The sequence below is a fragment of the Nonomuraea muscovyensis genome (genome assembly GCF_014207745.1).
GTDB classification, from domain to species: Bacteria; Actinomycetota; Actinomycetes; order Streptosporangiales; family Streptosporangiaceae; genus Nonomuraea; species Nonomuraea muscovyensis.
The window spans coordinates 699058-717069 of the sequence record NZ_JACHJB010000003.1; the positions used below are offsets into that span (position 1 = coordinate 699058).

The window sequence follows — 18012 nt, forward strand, 5'->3', positions numbered from 1 at the left end:
AGGTCAGGCCACGGGGCGGACGGTGCCGTCGGCCAGGTCGAGCAGGCGGAGAGCGCGCTCGTGGTGCGATCCCCGGACCGTGACGGCGAGCGCGCCGTCGTCCGCCCAGCTCAGGATCCGGTCGATCCACCAGCCGGCGGGCAGCCGGGGGACGACCGTCCGGACGGTCCGGCCCGTGCGCGTGTCGGTCAGGACGACGCCCAGGTGGTCGACGCCGTCCGGGGCGACCTCGGCGGCCGGTGAGGCGATCACGTCCGCCGCGGGCGACGGCAGCCCGCGGTGCGCGAGGTTGCCGGGCGACGTGAAGCGGCGGACGGCTCCGCCCGTGGCGGAGCGGATCACGTAGGCGGCCGAGGTGATGTGCCCCGGAGAGTCGGACTCGGGCTTCTCGGTCACCAGGACGAGCCCGGCGGGGGTCCAGGCGACGCCCCGTTCACCGCGGGGCAGGCGGCGGGTGGTGCCCCGCTCGACGTCGACGATGATCCCGCCGCCGGGCTCTGACGAGCTCAGCTCTCCGTGCCGTTTCCCCCGGCCCGGCTGCAGGAGCAGGTGGCGCCCGTCGGGCGACAGCAGCCGAGGGTACCCGGCCGGATCGAGCGCGTCCTTCCCGCGTCCGTACGGCAGGGGCCGGGTGATGCCGGTGGTCAGGTCGCGGACCACGTACCGGGCCTGCTTGTCGTGCCAGTGGACCGCCCGGGTGCCGCCCCAGGACAGGACGAACACGTCACCGCGGAGGCCGTGGGGCAGCCACCACCGCTCGCCGCGCGCCGAGACGAGGATCCAGTGCTCGCACCCGGGGCTGTCGTCCCGGCAGGTCGGCTCGTAGGCGTACCGGATGGGGGACGGCGCCGGGCCCGTCAGCTCGCGCGGCCCGGGACCCGCCGTCAGCGGCGGGCCGGCGATCATCTCGGGCCCGTCGCCGGCCAGCGGCGCGACGACCCAGGCGGCGGCCAGCAGCGCCAGCACTCCCGCCGCGTACGGCCACGGCGACCTCACGAGAGCCTGCCGAACACGGAGCCGGTGAGGTCCTTCACCGGGCGGGCCCTGCCGGTGGCGGGGTCCACCAGATGGTCGAGAGCCTCGTCGAAGCCCCAGGGATCGATGCGCACCAGCAGGTCTCCGCCCACGGACCAGCCCAGGACGTCCGGGGCCCGCTCCACGTCGGGGATGCCCAGCGGCGCGCGCCCGCGGACGCGGCCCGTGCCGGGATCCATGGTCACCACCTCCGTCGGGGAGACGACGGCCAGCGTGTGCCCGTCGGGCGACAGCCGGGCCTTCAGGGTGGGGTCGAACGGCACCCGGGTCAGCTCGCGTCCCCGTGCGTCGAGCGTGAGCAGCGCGGTGTCGGGGGAGCCGGGCAGCGCCTCGCCGCCCGTGGTGCCGCCCGTGGTGCCGACGGTGACGCCGCCGGGGCCGACGCCGAGGACCCGCCGCAAGCCGCGCAGCACGGCCCGCCGGCCCGTACGGATGTCCACCAGCTCGGAGCCGGTGCCCGAGGTGAGGACGGCGTGGCGCCCGTCGGCGGACAGCACCACCCCGGGCACGGCCGCGTCGGCGAGCGGCCCGGTGAGGTGGGCCGGGCGCAGGGTGGTCAGGTCGAGCGCGACCACCCGTCGCGACCGCCGGTCGAGGTAGGCGACGTGGTGGCCGTCGCCGCTGAGCGCGAGGGGCGCCGGCCGGCCCTGCGGCCTCCTGCCGGGCAGCCGAACCTCGGCCTCGGTGAACACCACGCCGTCGTGGGGGCCGAAGAGGAGCTCCCACCCGTCCGCTTCGGGGCGTTGCTTGGCGGACTCGACCGGGCGGGAGAGGGAGCGAACCAGCGGCTCGGTGGCGAGCCGGGCCCTGTCGTCGGCGGCCGGTGCCGATTCGGCGCTCTGCCACCGGGTCAGCAGGCCCGCACAGAGCAGCAGCGTGAGGACTGCGGGCAAGGGGGCCGGGAACCGCCGCCGCGCGGCCGCCGTCACCTGCCAGGGTGAGATCGCCGCGAGGAGCCACGCGAAGATCGGCAGGGCGGTGGTGAAGAACTCAGGGCCGCCCCGGAGGCCGGCGGGCAGCTCGGGCAGGCCGCAGCGGGACGCGGTCCACAGGGCGACGGCGGTGCCGCCGGCCAGGAGCGTGCGCGCGGACCTTGAGCGGATGGCCAGCTCCGCGTCGACCAGGTCGGCCGGTCCATGCGGCACGGGCGTGCCGTTCAGGTGCCGCAGGAGCAGGTGTACGGCGAGTACGACGCCGAGCGCGAGCACGGCCCACCCGCGTTCGGCCACGCCGACGTCCATCCGGAACGACCGCACCACCGTGCTGAGGGCGACGGCGGCGGAAAGCGCGGCGGACAACCTCCAGATGCCGACGAGCAGTGACGAGGCGAGTCGCATCCCGTGCGGGCGGCCCATACGCGGCCGGAAACGGGTGAAGGTGAATTCCGCTGCCACCCCGCCGAGAAACCAGCCGGTGATCGGAAAGTACGGGGAGACGGTGGCCTCGTGCACCATGACGGTCGCTGCCAGGGCCATTCCCAAGCCCCCGCCGATCCAGCGGAACCGCCTGCTGACCTGGAGATAGCGGATGATCCGGTCGCCGTTGAAAACGGTCACGGCGACCGTCTGCTTCCGCGCGAAATAGTCGGCGAGGTATCGGGGCAGCGGCACGGTGGCCCATGAATAGGCGACCGGAACTGCCAGCGCCGACAGGGCCAGAAATACGACAGCTAACAAGACTCGGTTTCCGTCACGCCGGAGAAAGTAGCAGAATTCGGAATCTTGAGTCAGGGGGGGGCAATGATCGCCGACGAGGTGTGGGCACGGCTCGAACCGACGACGGGCATGGGCGGCCGGGCCGAGCGGCGGCGCGTGCTGCGGGCGGCGTGGGCGCTCGCCTCGGTGGCGCTCGTCACGGCGCTCGGCTGGGGCAGCGGAGCGGTGGCGCCCCGCCTGGTGGAGACGCCGCGCGACATCGGGACCCGCACCTTCGAGGACGAGCTGGGCCGGCCGGGGGCCATCCTGGTGGAGATGGAGCGGTGGATCGAGAACGAGGGGTGGCTGCCCGTCACGATCAACGGAGTGGCGATGCGGGGGCCCGGTGTCAGGGTCGCGTCGGTGACCGTCGCGGACGGCGGCTCCCTGCCCGTGACGATCCCGCCGGGCGAGCGGGCGGCGTTCGTCCTCGGTATCGACGTCACCGACTGCGACAGCGCCCGCACGGCGCCCCCGGACCTCGTCGTCGACTCCGAGCACTGGTGGGGGAGTCGCGCCACCACGGTCAGCCGCCCGGAGTACGCGGATCCGAACCTCGGCTTCCACCTCGACTCGCCCTGCGCGCGGTGAATCACGGGCCCGGTCGGACGGCACGGAACCCGAAGAGTCACGTCACGAACGGTTAACGCCTCCCTGAGAACTTTCTGAACGTCGTAAAGTTTGCCTCGTCGGGCCGTTTGCACACGTGGGGACATGACGACATGCCGCAGATCTCGCCGCTGGTCACGGGCGACCCCGGCGAGCTGGGGTCGTTCCGGCTTACCGGACGGATCGGAGAGGGTGGCCAGGGCATCGTCTACCTGGGCGTCGACGACCAGGGCGAGCAGGCCGCCATCAAGCTGCTGCACGTCAAGTTCAGCGGCGACACCATCGCCAGGTCGCGCTTCGCCAGGGAGCTGAAGGCGGCCAAGCGGGTGGCGTCCTTCTGCACGGCCCGGGTCATCGAGGCCGACCTCGACGGCGACACTCCGTACATCGCGAGCGAGTACATCGAGGGGCGGGCGCTGCGGGAGATCGTCGACACCGACGGGCCGCTGCGCGGCACGGTGCTCGACCGGCTGGCCATCGGCACCGCGACGGCGCTGACGGCCATCCACCACGCCTCGATCGTGCACCGCGACTTCAAGCCCGACAACGTGCTCATCGCCGCCGACGGGCCGCGCGTGGTCGACTTCGGCATCGCCCGGATCATCGACTCGTCCGGCACCATCACCAGCCGGGCGATCGGCACGCCCGCCTACATGGCGCCCGAGCAGATCGCCGGCGAGGACGTGGGGCCCTACACCGACGTGTTCGCGTGGGGGGCGACGATCGCGTTCGCGGCCACGGGCAAGGTCGCCTTCGAGGGCAACTCGATCGCCGTGGTGCTCAACCGGATCCTCAACCACGAGGTCGACGTCAGCCCGATGCCCGAGCCGCTGCGCGGCGTGGTCCGCTCGGCGCTGGCCAAGTCGCCGCAGGAACGGCCGTCGGCCGACCAGATCCTGCTGCGCTTACTCGGGCAGCCGGAGACCACCGGGGCGTCCACGGCGGTGCTGAGCCGGGGCGCGGAGGTTGCCGGTGACGACACCACGCCGTTCCTGCGCGTCTCGCCGTCGCTCGCCGACCGCCAGACCGGCACGGGCGGGACGTCCGCGTCGCTCGGCGGGACGTCCTCTCCCACGGGTGGGACGTCCTCGCGGAGCGACGCGACGTCCGCACACGCCGACGGGACGCCCTCGCGGACCGGCGGGACGTCCGCGCGCACGGGTGGGACGTCGGCACGCACGGACGGGACGTCGGCACGCACGGACGGGACGTCCGCGCAGAGGGGCGGGACGTCCGCACAGACGGGCGGGACGTCCTTGCCCGCCGGTGAGGCGTCCGCGCGCACCGGTGGGGCGTCCGCGCCGTACCCGGGCGGTGGGGGACCGCCGCACGCCGGGGCGTTCCCCGCGCAGTCCGGGACGTCCCCGCAGTACGCCGGGGCGTCCACGCAGCTCTCCGCGCAGTCCGGCGGCCCGCTCGCCCCGTACCCGGCCGGACCGCAGCCCCAGGCCGGAGCGGCGACCCCGGCGGAGGCGCACACGGGCGGGCCCCCGGCGCCCGCCACGCCGCCCCCGGGCCTCGCCCGGCGCAGCCGGCGGCGGGGCTGGTGGCTCGCCCTGGCCACCACGGTCCTGCTGCTGTGCGCGCTCGCCGTCGTCGCCGTGTTACGGGGCTGGTCGCCGCTGGCGTTCGGCGAGGAGCCGGGACTCTCCGGCGGCGACACGACCGGCGGGACCGGCAACCCGGCCAGCGTGGTGGACAGGGCCGCCGCCACCGGCAAGCTGGTCATCGGCGTGAAGGGCGACCTTCCGGGCATCGGGCTGGAACGTGACGGCGGCTTCGAGGGGTTCGACGTCGAACTGGCCAAGAAGGTCGCAGCGGCGCTCGGCGCGAAGCAGACGGAGTTCGTCCGGGCCTCCCGCGGCGACCGGGCCGACCTGCTCGCCGACGGCACGGTGGACCTGGTGTTCGCCACCTACTCCATCGACGAGGCCGACGAGAACAAGGTCAGCTTCGCCGGGCCCTACTACCTGGCGCACCAGGACCTCCTGGTGCGCAGCGGCAGCGGCATCGAGACGATCGACGACCTCGTGGGCAAGAAGATCTGCGCGATCAACAGCCCCTCGGTCGGCAAGGTCCAGGACCGGGTGAAGGTCAAGCCCGTCACGGCGGGCAACTACGCCGAGTGCATGGACCTGCTCAGGAGCGGCGGCGTCGACGCGGTGCCCGGCGACGACCTCATCCTCGCCGGCTTCGCCAGCCGCGAGAACCTCCGCTTCAAGGTGCTGGGCGCCAAGCTCACCAACGAGCGTTACGCCGTCGGCATCCGCAGGGGCGACGCGCGGACGTGCGAGGCGGTCAACGCCGTGATCGCCGACCTCTACCGCACGGGCGCCATGAAAGAGCTCCTGACCAGCCATTTCAAGAACGTCGAATTCGACATGGAGCTGAAGAGGCCCGTGATGGAAGCCTGCCGATGACGAACGGGTAGCATCCGAACGTCAATCAATCGTCCTGCGAGTTAGGGGAAGGCCATGGCCACGCCCGTCAAGGTGACCATCACCGGTGCCGCCGGTCAGATCGGCTACGCACTGCTGTTCCGCATCGCGTCGGGCCAGCTGCTGGGCGCGAACGTCCCGGTCAAGCTGAGCCTGCTGGAGATCCCGCAGGCGGTGAAGGCAGCCGAGGGCACCGCCATGGAGCTCGACGACTGCGCGTTCCCGCTGCTGTCCGGCATCGAGATCACCGACAACCCCGACGTGGCCTTCGACGGCGCCAACGTGGCCCTCCTCGTGGGCGCGATGCCGCGCAAGGCCGGCATGGAGCGCGGCGACCTGCTCGGCGCCAACGGCGGCATCTTCGGCCCGCAGGGCAAGGCGATCAACGACCACGCCGCCGACGACATCAGGGTCCTGGTGGTCGGCAACCCCGCCAACACCAACGCGCTCATCGCCCAGCAGCACGCGCCCGACGTGCCGGCCGAGCGCTTCACCGCGATGACCCGCCTCGACCACAACCGCGCGCTGTCCCAGCTCGCCGCCAAGCTCCAGGTGCCGGTCACCGAGATCAAGCACATGACGATCTGGGGCAACCACTCCGCCACGCAGTACCCCGACCTGTTCCACGCCGAGGTCGGCGGCAAGGTGGCGGCCGAGCAGGTCGACGCCGAGTGGCTGCGCGACACGTTCATCCCGACCGTCGCCAAGCGCGGTGCGGCGATCATCGAGGCGCGCGGCGCCTCCTCGGCCGCCTCGGCCGCCAACGCCGCGATCGACCACGTCCACGACTGGGTCAACGGCACCGACTGGACCTCCGCCGCGATCGTCTCCGACGGCTCCTACGGGGTGCCCGAGGGGCTCATCTCGTCGTTCCCGGTTCGCGCCGTCGACGGCCGGTTCGAGATCATCCAGGGCCTGGAGATCGACTCCTTCTCGCGCGAGCGCATCGACGCCAGCGTGCAGGAGCTGGTGGAGGAGCGCGACGCGGTCAAGTCGCTCGGCCTCATCTGAGCCCCCCGCCGCCCGCGGCACGGGCCCGCACACCACGGGCCCGCACACCACGGGCCCGCACACCACGGGCCCGCACACCACGGGCTTTCCGCGGCACCGGTGTTCCACCGCGAAGGCGCGCGTCCCGTCCGGGGCGCGCGCCTTCGTGTGCCCGCAGTGCCCGTGTCCGGAGGCGCGAAGCCGCGCACGCCGGGTCTCAGGAGCCGGACAGCGCCGCCCACGCGTCCGCGACGATGTCGCGCAGTTCCGCCCGCTCGGCCTTCCAGCCCAGCTCGCTCTGGATCCGCTGCGACGAGGCGACCAGCACGGCCGGGTCGCCCGGACGGCGCGGTCCCACGACGGCGGGGATCTCATGGCCGGTGACCTCGCGGCAGACCGAGATCACCTCCTGGACCGAGAAGCCCGTGCCGTTGCCCAGGTTGTAGATCTCGTGCCGGCCCTCGGTGACCGACTCCAGCGCCAGCAGGTGGGCGCGGGCCAGGTCCGCGACGTGGACGTAGTCGCGCACGCACGTGCCGTCGGGCGTCGGGTAGTCGGTGCCGAACACGTTGACCGACTCCCGCTCGCCGGTGGCGACCTTGAGCACGTTGGGGATGAGGTGCGTCTCGACGGTGTGCCGCTCGCGGTAGCGGCCGTAGGCGCCCGCCACGTTGAAGTAGCGCAGGCTCACCGCGCCCAGCCCGCGCAGCCCGGCGTAGGCGGTCAGGGCCGTGTCGACGGCCAGCTTGGAGGCGCCGTAGGGGTTGGTCGGGCGCGTGGGGTCGCCCTCCTCGATCGGGGAGCGCTCGGGCTCGCCGTACGTGGCCGCGGTGGAGGAGAAGACGATCCGGCGCACGCCCGCCTCGTGCATGGCGTCGAGCAGGGCCAGCGTGCCGCCGAGGTTGTGCGACCAGTAGAGCCCCGGCTGCTGCACGGACTCGCCGACCAGCGACTTGGCCGCGAAGTGCAGCACCGCCTCGACGCCCCGCAGCGCCTCTCCGGCCTCGGTGATGGAGCCCTGGACGAACCGGGCGCCCTCCGGTACGGCGTCGGCGTGGCCGGTCGAGAGGTCGTCGAGCACGGTCACCTCGTGCCCGGCCTCGACGAGCTGGGCCGCGACGACGCTGCCGATGTATCCGGCGCCTCCGGTGACCAGTAGCTTCATGTCCACTCCTGTTGGAATATGTTCGATTTGGTCGGCTTGCCGTTCAGCATAGGTGAAAGGCCGTTGAGTACGCTGCCAACCACCATGTATGACAACGTCGCCGCCGACATCGCGCTCGTCCTCGTCTTCATTCTGGTGGGCGGCTACTTCGCGGCGGCCGAGATGGCGATGGTGAGCCTGCGCGAGAGCCAGGTCCGCAAGCTCGCCCAGCACGGACGGCGCGGGGAGCGCGTCGCCAAGCTCGCCCGTGACCCCAACCGGTTCCTGTCGGCCGTGCAGATCGGGGTGACGGTCGCCACCATGCTGTCGGCCGCGTTCGGCGCCGACCGGCTGGGCATGCAGTTGACGCCCGTCATCGAGGGCTGGGGGGTGCCCGCCGGTGTCGCCCCCGTGCTCGCGCTGGTGCTGGTGACGCTGGCCATCTCCTACGTGTCGCTGGTGCTCGGAGAGCTGGCGCCCAAGCGGCTGGCCAGGCAACGGGCCGAAGGGCTGTCGCTGTTCGTGGCGCCGTTCCTCGACCGCATCGCCGCCCTGTCGCGGCCGATCATCTGGGCGCTGTCCAAGTCCACCGACGGCGTCGTCCGGCTGCTCGGCGGCAACCCGCATGCCGACACCGAGGAGGTGACCACCGAGGAACTCCGCGACATGGTCGTCGGCCACACCGATCTGACGGCCGACGAGCGCAACCTCATCGCGGAGGTGTTCGCCGCGGGCAAGCGGCAACTGCGCGAGGTCATGCTGCCGCGCACCGAGGTGGAGTTCATGGAGGCCGACACCCCGCTGGCCGAGGCGGCGGTGCTCGCGGCGGCCATGCCGCACTCCCGCTTCCCCGTCTACCGCGAGTCGTACGACGAGGTCATCGGGTTCGTGCACGTCAGGGACCTGCTCGACCCGGTGCTGACCGGCCGCGTCGAGCCCATCAGCACGTTGGTGCCCATCCGGCCGGTCAAGTTCGTGCCCGCCTCCAAACGGGTGCTCACGACGCTGTCGGAGATGCGCGACGAGCAGCACCACCTGGCCATCGTGGTCGACGAGTACGGCGGCACGGCGGGCATCGTCACCCTGGAGGACCTGGTCGAGGAGCTGATCGGCGACATCAGGGACGAGTACGACGTCGAGGACGACACCGTCGTGCTGCCCGCCGGCGAGATCGAGGTCGACGGGCTGACCAACCTCAACGACTTCGCCGCCGAGACCGGCATCAGGCTGCCCAGCGGGCCGTACGAGACGGTGGGCGGGTTCGTGATGGCGATGCTCGGCCACGTCGCGAGCAGGGGTGAGGTGGTGGAGGTGAGCGGCTTCGAGCTGACCGTCACCGAGCTCGACGGCCGCCGGATCGCCCGGGTGCGGGTGAAACGCCGGCCTGCCGTCGAGTCGCCGCCCGACCAGGATTCCTGACACAATTACCTGCTATGGCCAGACCTCGTGTTCTCTCCGGCATCCAGCCCACCGCGGACTCCTTCCACCTGGGCAACTACCTGGGTGCGGTCCGTCAGTGGGTGCCGTTGCAGGAGACCCACGACGCCTTCTACTGCGTGGTCGATCTGCACGCGATCACCGTGCCGACCGACCCGGGCGACCTGCGCCGGCGCACCCGCGTGGCGGCCGCGCAGCTCTTCGCGGCGGGGCTCGACCCCGAGCGCTCGACCGTCTTCGTGCAGTCGCAGGTCCGGCAGCACACCGAGCTGGCCTGGGTGCTGATCTGCCTCACCGGCATGGGCGAGGCGGCCAGGATGACCCAGTTCAAGGACAAGTCGGCCAAGTTCGGGGAGAGCGCGGCCAGCGTGGGCCTGTTCACCTACCCCATCCTGCAGGCCGCCGACATCCTGCTCTACCAGGCCAGCCGCGTCCCGGTCGGCGCCGACCAGAAGCAGCACCTGGAGCTGACCCGCGATCTCGCGCAGCGCTTCAACCACCGCTTCGGCGACACCTTCACGCTGCCCGAGCCGCACATCCTCAAGGAAGTCGAGAAGATCACCGACCTCCAGGATCCATCGGCCAAGATGTCCAAGTCGTCCTCCAGCCCGGCCGGCATCCTCGACGTGCTGGAGCAGCCCGGCCCGCTGCGCAAGAAGGTCATGCGGGCGGTCACCGACACGGGCAGCGAGGTGCTCTTCGACGAGGAGAACAAGCCCGGCATCTCCAACCTGCTGCGCATCCAGTCGGCCCTGACCGGCACGCCCATTCCCGACCTGGTCGCCCGTTACGCCGGCCAGGGCTACGGCACGTTCAAGAAGGACGTCGCCGAGGCGGTGGTCGAGACCTTCAGCCCGATCCGCGAGCGCACCGAGAAGCTGCTGGCCGACGAGGCCGAGCTCGACCGCCTGCTGGCCATCGGCGCCGAGCGCGCGGGCGAGGTGGCCGAGCGCACCATGGCCGAGGTGCGCGACAGGGTCGGCTTCCTGCCCGCACTCTGACCTCGCCGGCCGGGGCGTCCGCGGAGCTCAGCGCACCCGGCGGCGGCCGATGATCGCCAGGACGTCGCGCAGGGCGTCCGCGGCGTGCCGGACGGCCTCGTCCGGCACGCCGGCGAGCACGTCCTGCTGGGCCCTGCTCGCCAGCTCCAGCGCGGTGCGGGCCAGCCGCAGGCCGTCGGGGGTGAGCTGCACCCACCGGCTGCGGGCGTCGCCCGGGTTGTCGGTGCGCTCGACGTGCCCGGCGGTCGTCAGCCGCTGCAGCACGTTGCTGGTGCCGCCCGAGGTGATGAAGAGCGACTTCGACAGCTCGCTCGGCCGCAGCCGGTGCGGGGCCGGGGTACGGGCCAGGGCGGCGAGCACCTCGAACTCCGCGTAGGTGAGGCCCAGTTCGGCCAGCTCCGCCTTGACCGCGGCCTCGAAGAGCACGGTGAGGCGTGACGCCCGCTTGCTGAGCTCCAACGCGGCGACCAGCGTCGCCGGCATCCCGGCCGCCCGCCAGCCCGTCGCCAGTGCGTCCACCTCGTCGTGTGTCATGGCATCGAGGATACGCGCGTCCATATTGCTTTTCAGAAAGCTATTCCTTAAGCTTTTCGCATGAACATCGTGATCAGGAACGGCGTCGTCGTCGACACCGAGCCGCAGCCCGTGGTGCTCGGGACGGTCGACGTGCGCGTCGAAGACGGCAGGATCGCCGAGGTCGGCCCCGGTCTGCGGGCCGCGCCGGACGCCGAGGTGATCGACGCCTCAGGGCGGATCGTGCTGCCCGGGTTCGTCGACACCCACCGGCACACCTGGCAGGCCGGCATCCGGGCGATCGACCCCGACATGACCATGGCCGGCTACCTCCAGCGGGTGCTCGGCGAGCTGGCTCCCGCCCACGGGCCGGAGGAGGTGTACGCGGGCACGCTCGCCGGGGCCCTGGAGTGCCTCGACTCAGGCGTCACCACGCTGGTCGACTGGGCGAACGCGCAGTTCACCCGCGCCCACACCGACGCCGGGGTGCGAGCCCTGCGCGACTCCGGCATCAGGGCCCGCTTCGGCTACTGTCACGCGGGCGCGCCGGAGGACCTGCTGCGGCACGGGCGAGCCGTCCTCGAAGGCCACCTCGGCGGGCCCGGCCTGGTCGGCATGGTGGTCGCCGCGCTGGGGCCGGAGATCGTCGGTCCGGACCACGCGCTGGCCGAATGGCGCCTGGCGCGCGAGCTGGGCCTGCCGGTCACCGCCCACCTCGGGGGGTACGGCCCTGAGGGGGCCACCGCGGGGCTCGCGTTCCTGCGGGACAACGGCCTGCTGGCCACGCCCACCACGTTCGTGCACGCCAACCACTACGACGACGACCAGCTCAAGCTCATCGCCGACAGCGGCGGCGGCGTGTCCGTCTCGCCGATCGACGAGATGACACTCGGCATCGGCTACCCGGTCACCGGCCGGGCGCTCGCCGCCGGCGCTCCCACCTCGCTCAGCGCCGACACGGTGACGTGCGCGCCGGGCGACATGTTCAGCCAGATGCGGGCCGCGTTCACGCTGGAGCGCGGGCGGCCCGGCGGCGCGGGACTCGGCTTCACCACGCGCGACGCGCTGCGGCTGGCCACCATCGACGGGGCACGGGTGGCCGGGCTCGCCGACGTGACCGGGTCGCTGCGCCCCGGCAAGCAGGCCGACCTCGTGCTGCTGCGGGCCGACACGCTCGGCATGGCCGCCGCGCACGACCCGATCGGGGCCGTCGTGCTCAACGCCGACACCAGCGCCGTGGACACCGTCCTCGTCGCCGGCCGGGTGGTCAAGCGCGACGGCCGGCTGCTGCGCGACGACCTGCCGGACGTCCTGGCCGCGCTCGCCGCCTCCGCCCGCGAGGTCACCGCCAGAACGGCCACCGCGGCAGGCTCCCGTCGTCGGCAGATCTGAGAGGAGCGTGTCGGCAGACTGAAAGATCTGCCTGCCCATCTGCGGGGTGTGCGCGGCGTCCGCCGGAGCGGGTGCTTGACCAGGGCGAGGCTGGGCAGTGACTCTCACCGGAGAGGTGAGCGGCAGGGACCGGTGGCCCCGTGCCTGGAGGAGTGGGGCGAACGAGATGGCCGGCCTGAGCAAGCGGATCGAGGCGGCGAAGGCGTGGGGCCGTCGGCGGGTCGAGTACTGGCGGGTCCGGCGTCCCTCGGTCGACCACTGGATCCGGACCGTCCAGCGCTACCAGCTCCAGTCGGGTGACCGGCTGGCGGGCGCGGTGACCTACTTCGCCTTCCTGTCGTTCTTCCCGCTCATCGCGCTGGCCTACGCCCTGCTCGGCTACGTGCTGAGCAACGACCAGAGCGCGACGGAGGCGCTGAACAAGGCCGTCGCCGAGCAGGTGCCGGGCGTCGCGGACCGGCTCGACATCAACGCCATCGCCACGGCCAAGGCGACCGCCGGGATCATCGGTCTGCTCGGCCTGCTCTACGCCGGGCTGGGCGCCGTCGACGCGCTGCGCGGGGCGCTGCGCGAGATGTCGATGACCACGGCGCCGCCGCTCGACTTCGTCCGCGGCAAGCTGCGCGATCTGGCCTCGCTCGTCATGCTCGGGGCGGCGATGCTCGCCTCGGTGGTCGTGACGGGGTTCGCCACGCAGGCCACGGCCGTGGTGGCGAGGTTCCTCGGGCTGGGCGACACGCCGGTGAACGTGGCCCTGCTGTTCCTCGCCGGCCTCGGGGCGAGCCTGGCGGCCGACTGGCTGCTCTTCGTGATCGTGCTGGGCTGGGTGGCGCGGCCGACGCAGCCGTTCCGGGTCATCGCCAAGGGGGCGCTGCTCGGGGCGGTCGGGTTCGGGGCGCTCAAGCAGCTCGCCGGCCTGCTGCTGGGGGCGACGCTCAGCAACCCGCTCTACGGCACGTTCGCGGTGATCGTCGGGCTGCTGCTGTGGATCAACCTCTCGGCCCGGCTCGTCATGTACGTGGCCTCGTGGACGGCGACGGCGGGGTACTCCCCGCCGCCCTCGCCCTCGCCCATCCCCTCCAACGGCGTGGCCGCCGAGCCCGCGGAGCCCGCCGAGGGCGCGCCGGCCGCCCGGTCACTCCCCGAGGGCACGGGGGCGTGAGCCGCGCCGGCGGCGCAGCCCGTAGCCGAGCCAGACCAGCCCGAACAGCAGCCCCAGGCCGATCACGACGATGCCCACCGTGCGGCTGGTGTCGGTCTGCTTGGCCGCGGCCGCCTCAAGCAGCGGCGCCGGGGCCGCGACGCCGGCCGAGGGCGACGGCGTGGCCGTGACCTGCTGCTGCACCGGCGCCTCGGCCGGGAGCGGATCGACCAGCCGGCCCACGGGCGTGACCTTGCCCCGGGCGGCGAACCCCCAGTCGAGGAGCTGGGCCACCTCCTCCCAGAAGTAGCCCTCGTGCCGCATGATGGCCACGATGATCGTGTGGCCGCCGCGGGAGGCCGCTCCGACGAAGCTGGCCCGCGCCTTGGTGGTCCAGCCGTTCTTGACGCCGATCATGCCGTCGTAGCGCCACAGCAGTTTGTTGTGGTTGCTGATCTCGTAGTACTTCTTCGGCGCCGGGAACTTGGCGACCTTCGTGCCGACGTAGCGGCGGAACGAGGGGTCGGCCAGCCCGGCCCGCGCGATCAGCGCCAGGTCGTAGGCCGAGCTGCTCTGCCCCGGCTTGTCGAGCCCGCTCGGCGTCTTGGCCACGGTGTCGTTGGCCTGCAGCCGCCGGGCCGCGGTGTTCATGTCCTGCAGCGTCTTGGCCAGGCCGCCGTTGGCCTCGGCCAGCGCCATGGCGGCGTCGTTGCCGGACGACATCATCAGCGCCTTCATCAGGTCGTCGACCTTGTAGATCGGTTTGGTCGTCAGGCCGACGGCGCTGCCTTCCTGGTTGACGGCGTTGCTGCTCGGCTTGACCGCGAGGTCCTTGTCGAGCAGCGGGATGAGCGTGACCGCGGTCAGCATCTTGAGCGTGCTGGCCGGACGGTATCGGCCGTGGGCGTCCTTGGCCGCGAGCACCTCGCCCGTCTCGGCGTCGGCGATGACGAACGAGGTCGCCTTCGACTTCGGTGGCGCCTTGACACCGTCGGGGCGTACCAGGCCGCGGCTGCCGAGCTGCTCGCCTCCCACCGGCGGAGTCGGCGAGGCGTGTGCGGTCCCGGTGAGTGCGACCGCCGTGAGGAGTGCCGTCACCGGCAGGAGTCTTTTCCACATGGCGATCTCAGCGTAGCTTCGAGTTCTTCCACATGTGCCGACACATCCCCAGAAGCTCCGGCCTCGATACTGGAGGGGTGATGATGTCGCGAAAGATCGCCGGATTCCTCATGATGCTCGGCGTGTTCATGATTTTCGAGTGGGTGAACCTGGGGTTTAACCTGGCCGACGGTCACCCGACGAGCTTCTACGTGGTGCACGGTGTCCTGATCGCCGTCAACCTCGTGCTCGGCGCCGTGCTGGGCGTCATCGGCTGGAGGGCGTTCCGCAGAGCGCGAGGCGAGTGATCCGGTACAGCTCGTCGGCCTCCTCGCGGGTGTCGCCGATCGAGGTGAAGCCCAGCTTGCCGTGCTCGGGGATCGCGCCGAGCAGGTGGAGGACGTTCCCGGTCCGGCGGGCGGTGTCGAAGCCGAGGCCCAGCCGCTCGACCATCCGCACGACCTCGCCCGGCGAGCGCCCGCGCAGGCACGCGGCGGCGCAGTTGTCGGTCGCGGTGTAGTACTTGGGCTGGTCGCCGACCATGAGCAGCCCGGTGCCCGGGTCGTAGGTGGCGCCGGTGGTCAGCAGCGCCGCGCCGAACGGATGGGTGGTGCCGCCGATGCGCAGGTTGATCTCGCACAGCAGGGCCGCGTACCCGGCGTCGGTCTTCAGGGCGAAGAAGTCCATCCCGAACAGCCCGACCACGCCCCGCTCCGCCATGATGCGGGCGATGCCCTCGGCCGACGCCCCGACCTCGGCCCGGTACTCCGGGGCGGCGGGGAACGTGCAGCCCTGGTACACGTCGTTGTTGGCGCCGCCGAGCACCTGGTCGTGGGTGGCGACGACGTCGTAGGTGCCGCCGGGGGTGATCCTGGCCAGCGCGCTCGGGAAGTACAGCGGCCGGTGCTCGATGAACTCCTCGACCACCGCGCCCCGCTCGACGATCTTGGCGCTGAAGGTGTCCCAGGTCTCGCCCGCGGCCGAGAAGCTGACGGCCGAGCGGCCGTTCTTGCTGACGATCGCGTTGCCGAGGCCGGAGTAGCCGTCGTTCAGCTTGACCATGACCCGCTCGCCGGGCAGTGCGTCGATCGCGTCCTGGATCTCGGCCGCCGTGCGCAGGTCGCCGAAGCCGCGCGCCATCGGCACGCCCGCCTCCTGGCCGACCTCGCGCGCTCCGCTCTTGGAGCCGTAGTGCGCCAGCGACGTGGCCGGTCCGTAGATGGGGACGCCGAGTAGCGAGGCCAGTTCCTCCTCCAGTTCGCTCAGCACGAACGGGACCATCCACGCGTCGCCGTCCACGGCCTGCCGGACCCGCTCGATGGCGTCGGGCCGTGACAGCAGGGTCCTGGTCAGCGGCTGCGAGCAGGGATCGTCGAGGCTGATGAGCGTGAGCCGCTTGGCGGCGTCGTCCGGGTCGGGCAGGAACCCGAAGTAGTAGTCGACGATGTCGCGGTCGATCGGCGCGGAGGACAGGTAGACCACCCTGACCGCCGGCTCGCGCAGCGTGAGGAGGAGGAACAGGAGTCGCTCCTCGTAGCACCTCGCCCCGGTGATGCGGCGGAGCTCGTCCTGCGGCAGGGAGAGCGAGGGCACGACCACCAGGGTCCCCTCGCTCGGCTCGAAGATGCTTAACTGTGCATACTTCTCCCCGAACGGGATTTTAGTGATCATATGGCGAGTGAAACACGCATACTTCGCGAACGCAGCAAGCGCCGCAGTATGATCGCCATGCCGTAAGGTGACAGGATTCGGAATCGGCCACCACGTTTGGGACCGGCGCCATGGGGTCACCATCTAATGATCCGTTGTGACTATTTCCGGGCCAGTCGGCCGTCACTCCCTGTGATGACCCGGGGTTACGGGCATGCCGTCGGCTAACTTTTGGTGTAGTTGTCCGCGGGGAGGCTCGCGGGAGCGATAAAGTCGAAGACATCGCCATCGGGCTCACGGCCACCCGCCGAGATCCCGGGCTGCAGCGGTCGAGCTCCGTCCGGAGACCTGAGACCGCGCCCGTGCTGACGATCCCCGGCACCGAGACCCAGGGGTTCGGCGTGCGATTCGCCGGGCCGCTGCCCTGACCGGACAGTGGCCACAGTGAGCCGAGTGACGGGACGACAAGGATATTTGACGATATAGGCCGTGCTTCTCAGGGCAGTACACATCGCACGGCACGGGACGGGACGGTGACTGATGCGGGGACGTGAGCTGCGAGGCGAACTCGACGCGTTCCTGGCGGAGACGGAGCGGGATCTGGTGGCGTTCCGGCGCGACCTGCATATGTATCCTGAACTGGGCTTCGCCGAATACCGCACGACCCAGCGGATCGTCGAGCGGCTCACCGCCGCCGGGCTGGCCCCCTCCGTGCTCCCGCGCGGCACCGGCATCATCTGCGACGTGGGCAGCGGCGACGGTCCGACGGTGGCGCTGCGCGCCGACATCGACGCGCTCCCCCTGCAGGACGAGAAGGACGCGGCCTACCGCTCCACGGTCCCCGGGGCCTGCCACGCCTGCGGTCACGACGTGCACACCACGATCCTGCTCGGCACCTCCCTCTTCCTCGCCCAGCAGGCCGCCGCCGGCCTCCTGCCCGGCCGGGTCCGCCTCATCTTCCAGCCCGCCGAGGAGTTGCCCGGCGGCGCGCTCGAGGTCATGGCGCAGGGCGGCATCAGCGGCGTCGACCGCATCTTCGGCCTCCACTGCGACCCCCGGCTCGACGTCGGCCAGGTCGGGCTCAAGCCGGGCCCCATCACCTCAGCCTGCGACCGGCTCGCCGTCCGCGTGTCCGGCCCGGGCGGTCACACCGCCAGGCCGCACCTGACGGCCGACCTCGTCTTCGCCCTGGCCAAGATCCTCACCGAGCTGCCCGCCGCCCTGTCGCGCCGCATCGACCCGCGCAGCTCGCTCAGTCTCGTCTGGGGCCGCGTCGAGGCCGGCTCCGCCGCCAACGCCATCCCCGACGACGGCATCGCCGAGGGCACCGTCCGCTGCCTCGACGAGAACGCCTGGCACGTCGCCCCCGACCTCATCAAGTCGCTCCTGGAGTCGGTCGCCGGGGCCTACGGGGTCGAGGCCGAGATGGAGTACACCCGCGGCGTGCCGCCGGTGGTCAACGACGAGATGAGCGTCGAGATGCTGGCGGAGGCGGCGCAGCGCGCCCTCGGCGCCGGCTCGGTCGCCCCCACCCAGCAGTCGCTCGGCGGCGAGGACTTCGCCTGGTACCTGGAGTCCATCCCCGGCGCCTTCGCCCGGCTCGGCACCCGGTCGCCGGGCGGGCGGACGTACGACATCCACCAGGGCACCTTCGACGTCGACGAGGAGGCGATCGGCATGGGCGTCCGGCTCATGGCGGCCACCGCCCTGACCGCCCTGTGGGAGTCCCGGCCGGTCACGGCCACGGACCCGATCACGACACTCGCGTAGACCGTCCCGGTGGCGTGCCACCGGAAGCCTGACCAGGGGCCCGGCTGCTCGCGCGGCCGGGCCCCTGGCGTGTTCCGCAGGAGGGGACCCACGCCGTCCG

At 72.0% G+C, this 18012-nt stretch carries 15 protein-coding genes; 9 read left to right on the top strand and 6 right to left on the bottom strand.

Going from position 1 to position 18012, the window contains the following annotated elements; genetic code table 11:
• Positions 1 to 3: 3 nt before the first annotated feature.
• Both FHU36_RS35100 and FHU36_RS35105 read right to left on the bottom strand, forming a co-directional pair.
• Positions 4 to 996, bottom strand: a complete 993-nt coding sequence (locus FHU36_RS35100; RefSeq protein ID WP_185088358.1) for a hypothetical protein — start codon at positions 994 to 996, stop codon at positions 4 to 6.
• Complete coding sequence (locus FHU36_RS35105; RefSeq protein WP_185088359.1) at positions 993 to 2711, bottom strand: hypothetical protein; 1719 nt, start codon at positions 2709 to 2711, stop codon at positions 993 to 995. The genes FHU36_RS35100 and FHU36_RS35105 overlap by 4 nt, the downstream gene beginning before the upstream one ends.
• A 63-nt stretch (positions 2712 to 2774) precedes the next feature.
• Here FHU36_RS35105 and FHU36_RS35110 point away from each other — a divergent pair, with 63 nt between their 5' ends.
• The 3 genes from FHU36_RS35110 to FHU36_RS35120 all read left to right on the top strand — a co-directional run bounded on the left by FHU36_RS35110 (position 2775) and on the right by FHU36_RS35120 (position 6787).
• Positions 2775 to 3320: a hypothetical protein gene (locus FHU36_RS35110; protein WP_185088360.1), complete on the top strand. Its 546-nt coding sequence runs from the start codon at positions 2775 to 2777 to the stop codon at positions 3318 to 3320.
• A gap of 131 nt (positions 3321 to 3451) precedes the next feature.
• Positions 3452 to 5758, top strand: a complete 2307-nt coding sequence (locus tag FHU36_RS35115; RefSeq protein ID WP_185088361.1) for a bifunctional serine/threonine-protein kinase/glutamate ABC transporter substrate-binding protein — start codon at positions 3452 to 3454, stop codon at positions 5756 to 5758.
• A 54-nt stretch (positions 5759 to 5812) separates the two neighbouring features.
• The gene (locus FHU36_RS35120; protein WP_185088362.1) at positions 5813 to 6787 is read left to right on the top strand and encodes a malate dehydrogenase; all 975 of its coding nucleotides are present in this window, start codon (positions 5813 to 5815) and stop codon (positions 6785 to 6787) included.
• 196 nt (positions 6788 to 6983) lie between these two features.
• Here FHU36_RS35120 and galE read toward each other — a convergent pair whose 3' ends face one another.
• Positions 6984 to 7931 carry a UDP-glucose 4-epimerase GalE gene (gene galE, locus FHU36_RS35125; protein ID WP_185088363.1) on the bottom strand — a complete coding sequence of 316 codons (948 nt, stop codon included), beginning with the start codon at positions 7929 to 7931 and terminating at the stop codon, positions 6984 to 6986.
• Between the two features lie 84 nt (positions 7932 to 8015).
• On the opposite strand from galE, the gene FHU36_RS35130 reads away from it, so the two are divergent.
• A complete protein-coding gene (locus FHU36_RS35130; protein ID WP_185088364.1) occupies positions 8016 to 9329 on the top strand; it encodes a hemolysin family protein in 1314 nt (437 codons plus the stop codon).
• Between the two features lie 14 nt (positions 9330 to 9343).
• Positions 9344 to 10348 carry a tryptophan--tRNA ligase gene (gene trpS, locus FHU36_RS35135; RefSeq protein ID WP_185088365.1) on the top strand — a complete coding sequence of 335 codons (1005 nt, stop codon included), beginning with the start codon at positions 9344 to 9346 and terminating at the stop codon, positions 10346 to 10348.
• Positions 10349 to 10375: 27 nt separating this feature from the next.
• On the opposite strand, the gene FHU36_RS35140 is transcribed toward trpS, so the two are convergent.
• On the bottom strand, positions 10376 to 10882 hold the full coding sequence (locus FHU36_RS35140; RefSeq protein WP_185088366.1) for a MarR family winged helix-turn-helix transcriptional regulator: 507 nt from the start codon (positions 10880 to 10882) through the stop codon (positions 10376 to 10378).
• 60 nt (positions 10883 to 10942) lie between these two features.
• Here FHU36_RS35140 and FHU36_RS35145 point away from each other — a divergent pair, with 60 nt between their 5' ends.
• Positions 10943 to 12253: an amidohydrolase family protein gene (locus FHU36_RS35145; protein WP_185088367.1), complete on the top strand. Its 1311-nt coding sequence runs from the start codon at positions 10943 to 10945 to the stop codon at positions 12251 to 12253.
• Between the two features lie 166 nt (positions 12254 to 12419).
• Complete coding sequence (locus tag FHU36_RS35150) at positions 12420 to 13415, top strand: YihY/virulence factor BrkB family protein (RefSeq protein WP_185088368.1); 996 nt, start codon at positions 12420 to 12422, stop codon at positions 13413 to 13415.
• On the opposite strand, the gene FHU36_RS35155 is transcribed toward FHU36_RS35150, so the two are convergent.
• Positions 13389 to 14513: a D-alanyl-D-alanine carboxypeptidase family protein gene (locus FHU36_RS35155; RefSeq protein ID WP_185088369.1), complete on the bottom strand. Its 1125-nt coding sequence runs from the start codon at positions 14511 to 14513 to the stop codon at positions 13389 to 13391. The two genes, FHU36_RS35150 and FHU36_RS35155, sit on opposite strands and share 27 nt — an antisense overlap.
• An 80-nt stretch (positions 14514 to 14593) precedes the next feature.
• Between FHU36_RS35155 and FHU36_RS35160 the strand changes: the two genes are divergently transcribed.
• Positions 14594 to 14800: an SCO4848 family membrane protein gene (locus FHU36_RS35160; RefSeq protein ID WP_246503044.1), complete on the top strand. Its 207-nt coding sequence runs from the start codon at positions 14594 to 14596 to the stop codon at positions 14798 to 14800.
• Here the strand turns inward: FHU36_RS35160 and FHU36_RS35165 are convergent.
• Entirely contained in the window at positions 14760 to 16163 is a 1404-nt protein-coding gene (locus FHU36_RS35165) for a peptide ligase PGM1-related protein (RefSeq protein WP_185088371.1), read from the bottom strand. The two genes, FHU36_RS35160 and FHU36_RS35165, sit on opposite strands and share 41 nt — an antisense overlap.
• A gap of 519 nt (positions 16164 to 16682) precedes the next feature.
• Here FHU36_RS35165 and FHU36_RS35170 point away from each other — a divergent pair.
• A complete protein-coding gene (locus FHU36_RS35170) occupies positions 16683 to 17912 on the top strand; it encodes a M20 family metallopeptidase (protein ID WP_185088372.1) in 1230 nt (409 codons plus the stop codon).
• Positions 17913 to 18012 lie beyond the last annotated feature (100 nt).

What these genes read in the sequence shown, in the direction of transcription:
- FHU36_RS35155 (WP_185088369.1), bottom strand. Translation starts at nt 14,513, where the DNA reads ATGTGGAAAAGACTCCTGCCGGTGACGGCACTCCTCACGGCGGTCGCA.
- FHU36_RS35145 (WP_185088367.1), top strand. Translation starts at nt 10,943, where the DNA reads ATGAACATCGTGATCAGGAACGGCGTCGTCGTCGACACCGAGCCGCAG.
- FHU36_RS35150 (WP_185088368.1), top strand. Translation starts at nt 12,420, where the DNA reads ATGGCCGGCCTGAGCAAGCGGATCGAGGCGGCGAAGGCGTGGGGCCGT.
- trpS (WP_185088365.1), top strand. Translation starts at nt 9,344, where the DNA reads ATGGCCAGACCTCGTGTTCTCTCCGGCATCCAGCCCACCGCGGACTCC.
- FHU36_RS35110 (WP_185088360.1), top strand. Translation starts at nt 2,775, where the DNA reads ATGATCGCCGACGAGGTGTGGGCACGGCTCGAACCGACGACGGGCATG.
- FHU36_RS35120 (WP_185088362.1), top strand. Translation starts at nt 5,813, where the DNA reads ATGGCCACGCCCGTCAAGGTGACCATCACCGGTGCCGCCGGTCAGATC.
- FHU36_RS35170 (WP_185088372.1), top strand. Translation starts at nt 16,683, where the DNA reads ATGCGGGGACGTGAGCTGCGAGGCGAACTCGACGCGTTCCTGGCGGAG.
- FHU36_RS35165 (WP_185088371.1), bottom strand. Translation starts at nt 16,163, where the DNA reads ATGATCACTAAAATCCCGTTCGGGGAGAAGTATGCACAGTTAAGCATC.
- galE (WP_185088363.1), bottom strand. Translation starts at nt 7,931, where the DNA reads ATGAAGCTACTGGTCACCGGAGGCGCCGGATACATCGGCAGCGTCGTC.
- FHU36_RS35160 (WP_246503044.1), top strand. Translation starts at nt 14,594, where the DNA reads ATGATGTCGCGAAAGATCGCCGGATTCCTCATGATGCTCGGCGTGTTC.
- FHU36_RS35140 (WP_185088366.1), bottom strand. Translation starts at nt 10,882, where the DNA reads ATGACACACGACGAGGTGGACGCACTGGCGACGGGCTGGCGGGCGGCC.
- FHU36_RS35130 (WP_185088364.1), top strand. Translation starts at nt 8,016, where the DNA reads ATGTATGACAACGTCGCCGCCGACATCGCGCTCGTCCTCGTCTTCATT.
- FHU36_RS35115 (WP_185088361.1), top strand. Translation starts at nt 3,452, where the DNA reads ATGCCGCAGATCTCGCCGCTGGTCACGGGCGACCCCGGCGAGCTGGGG.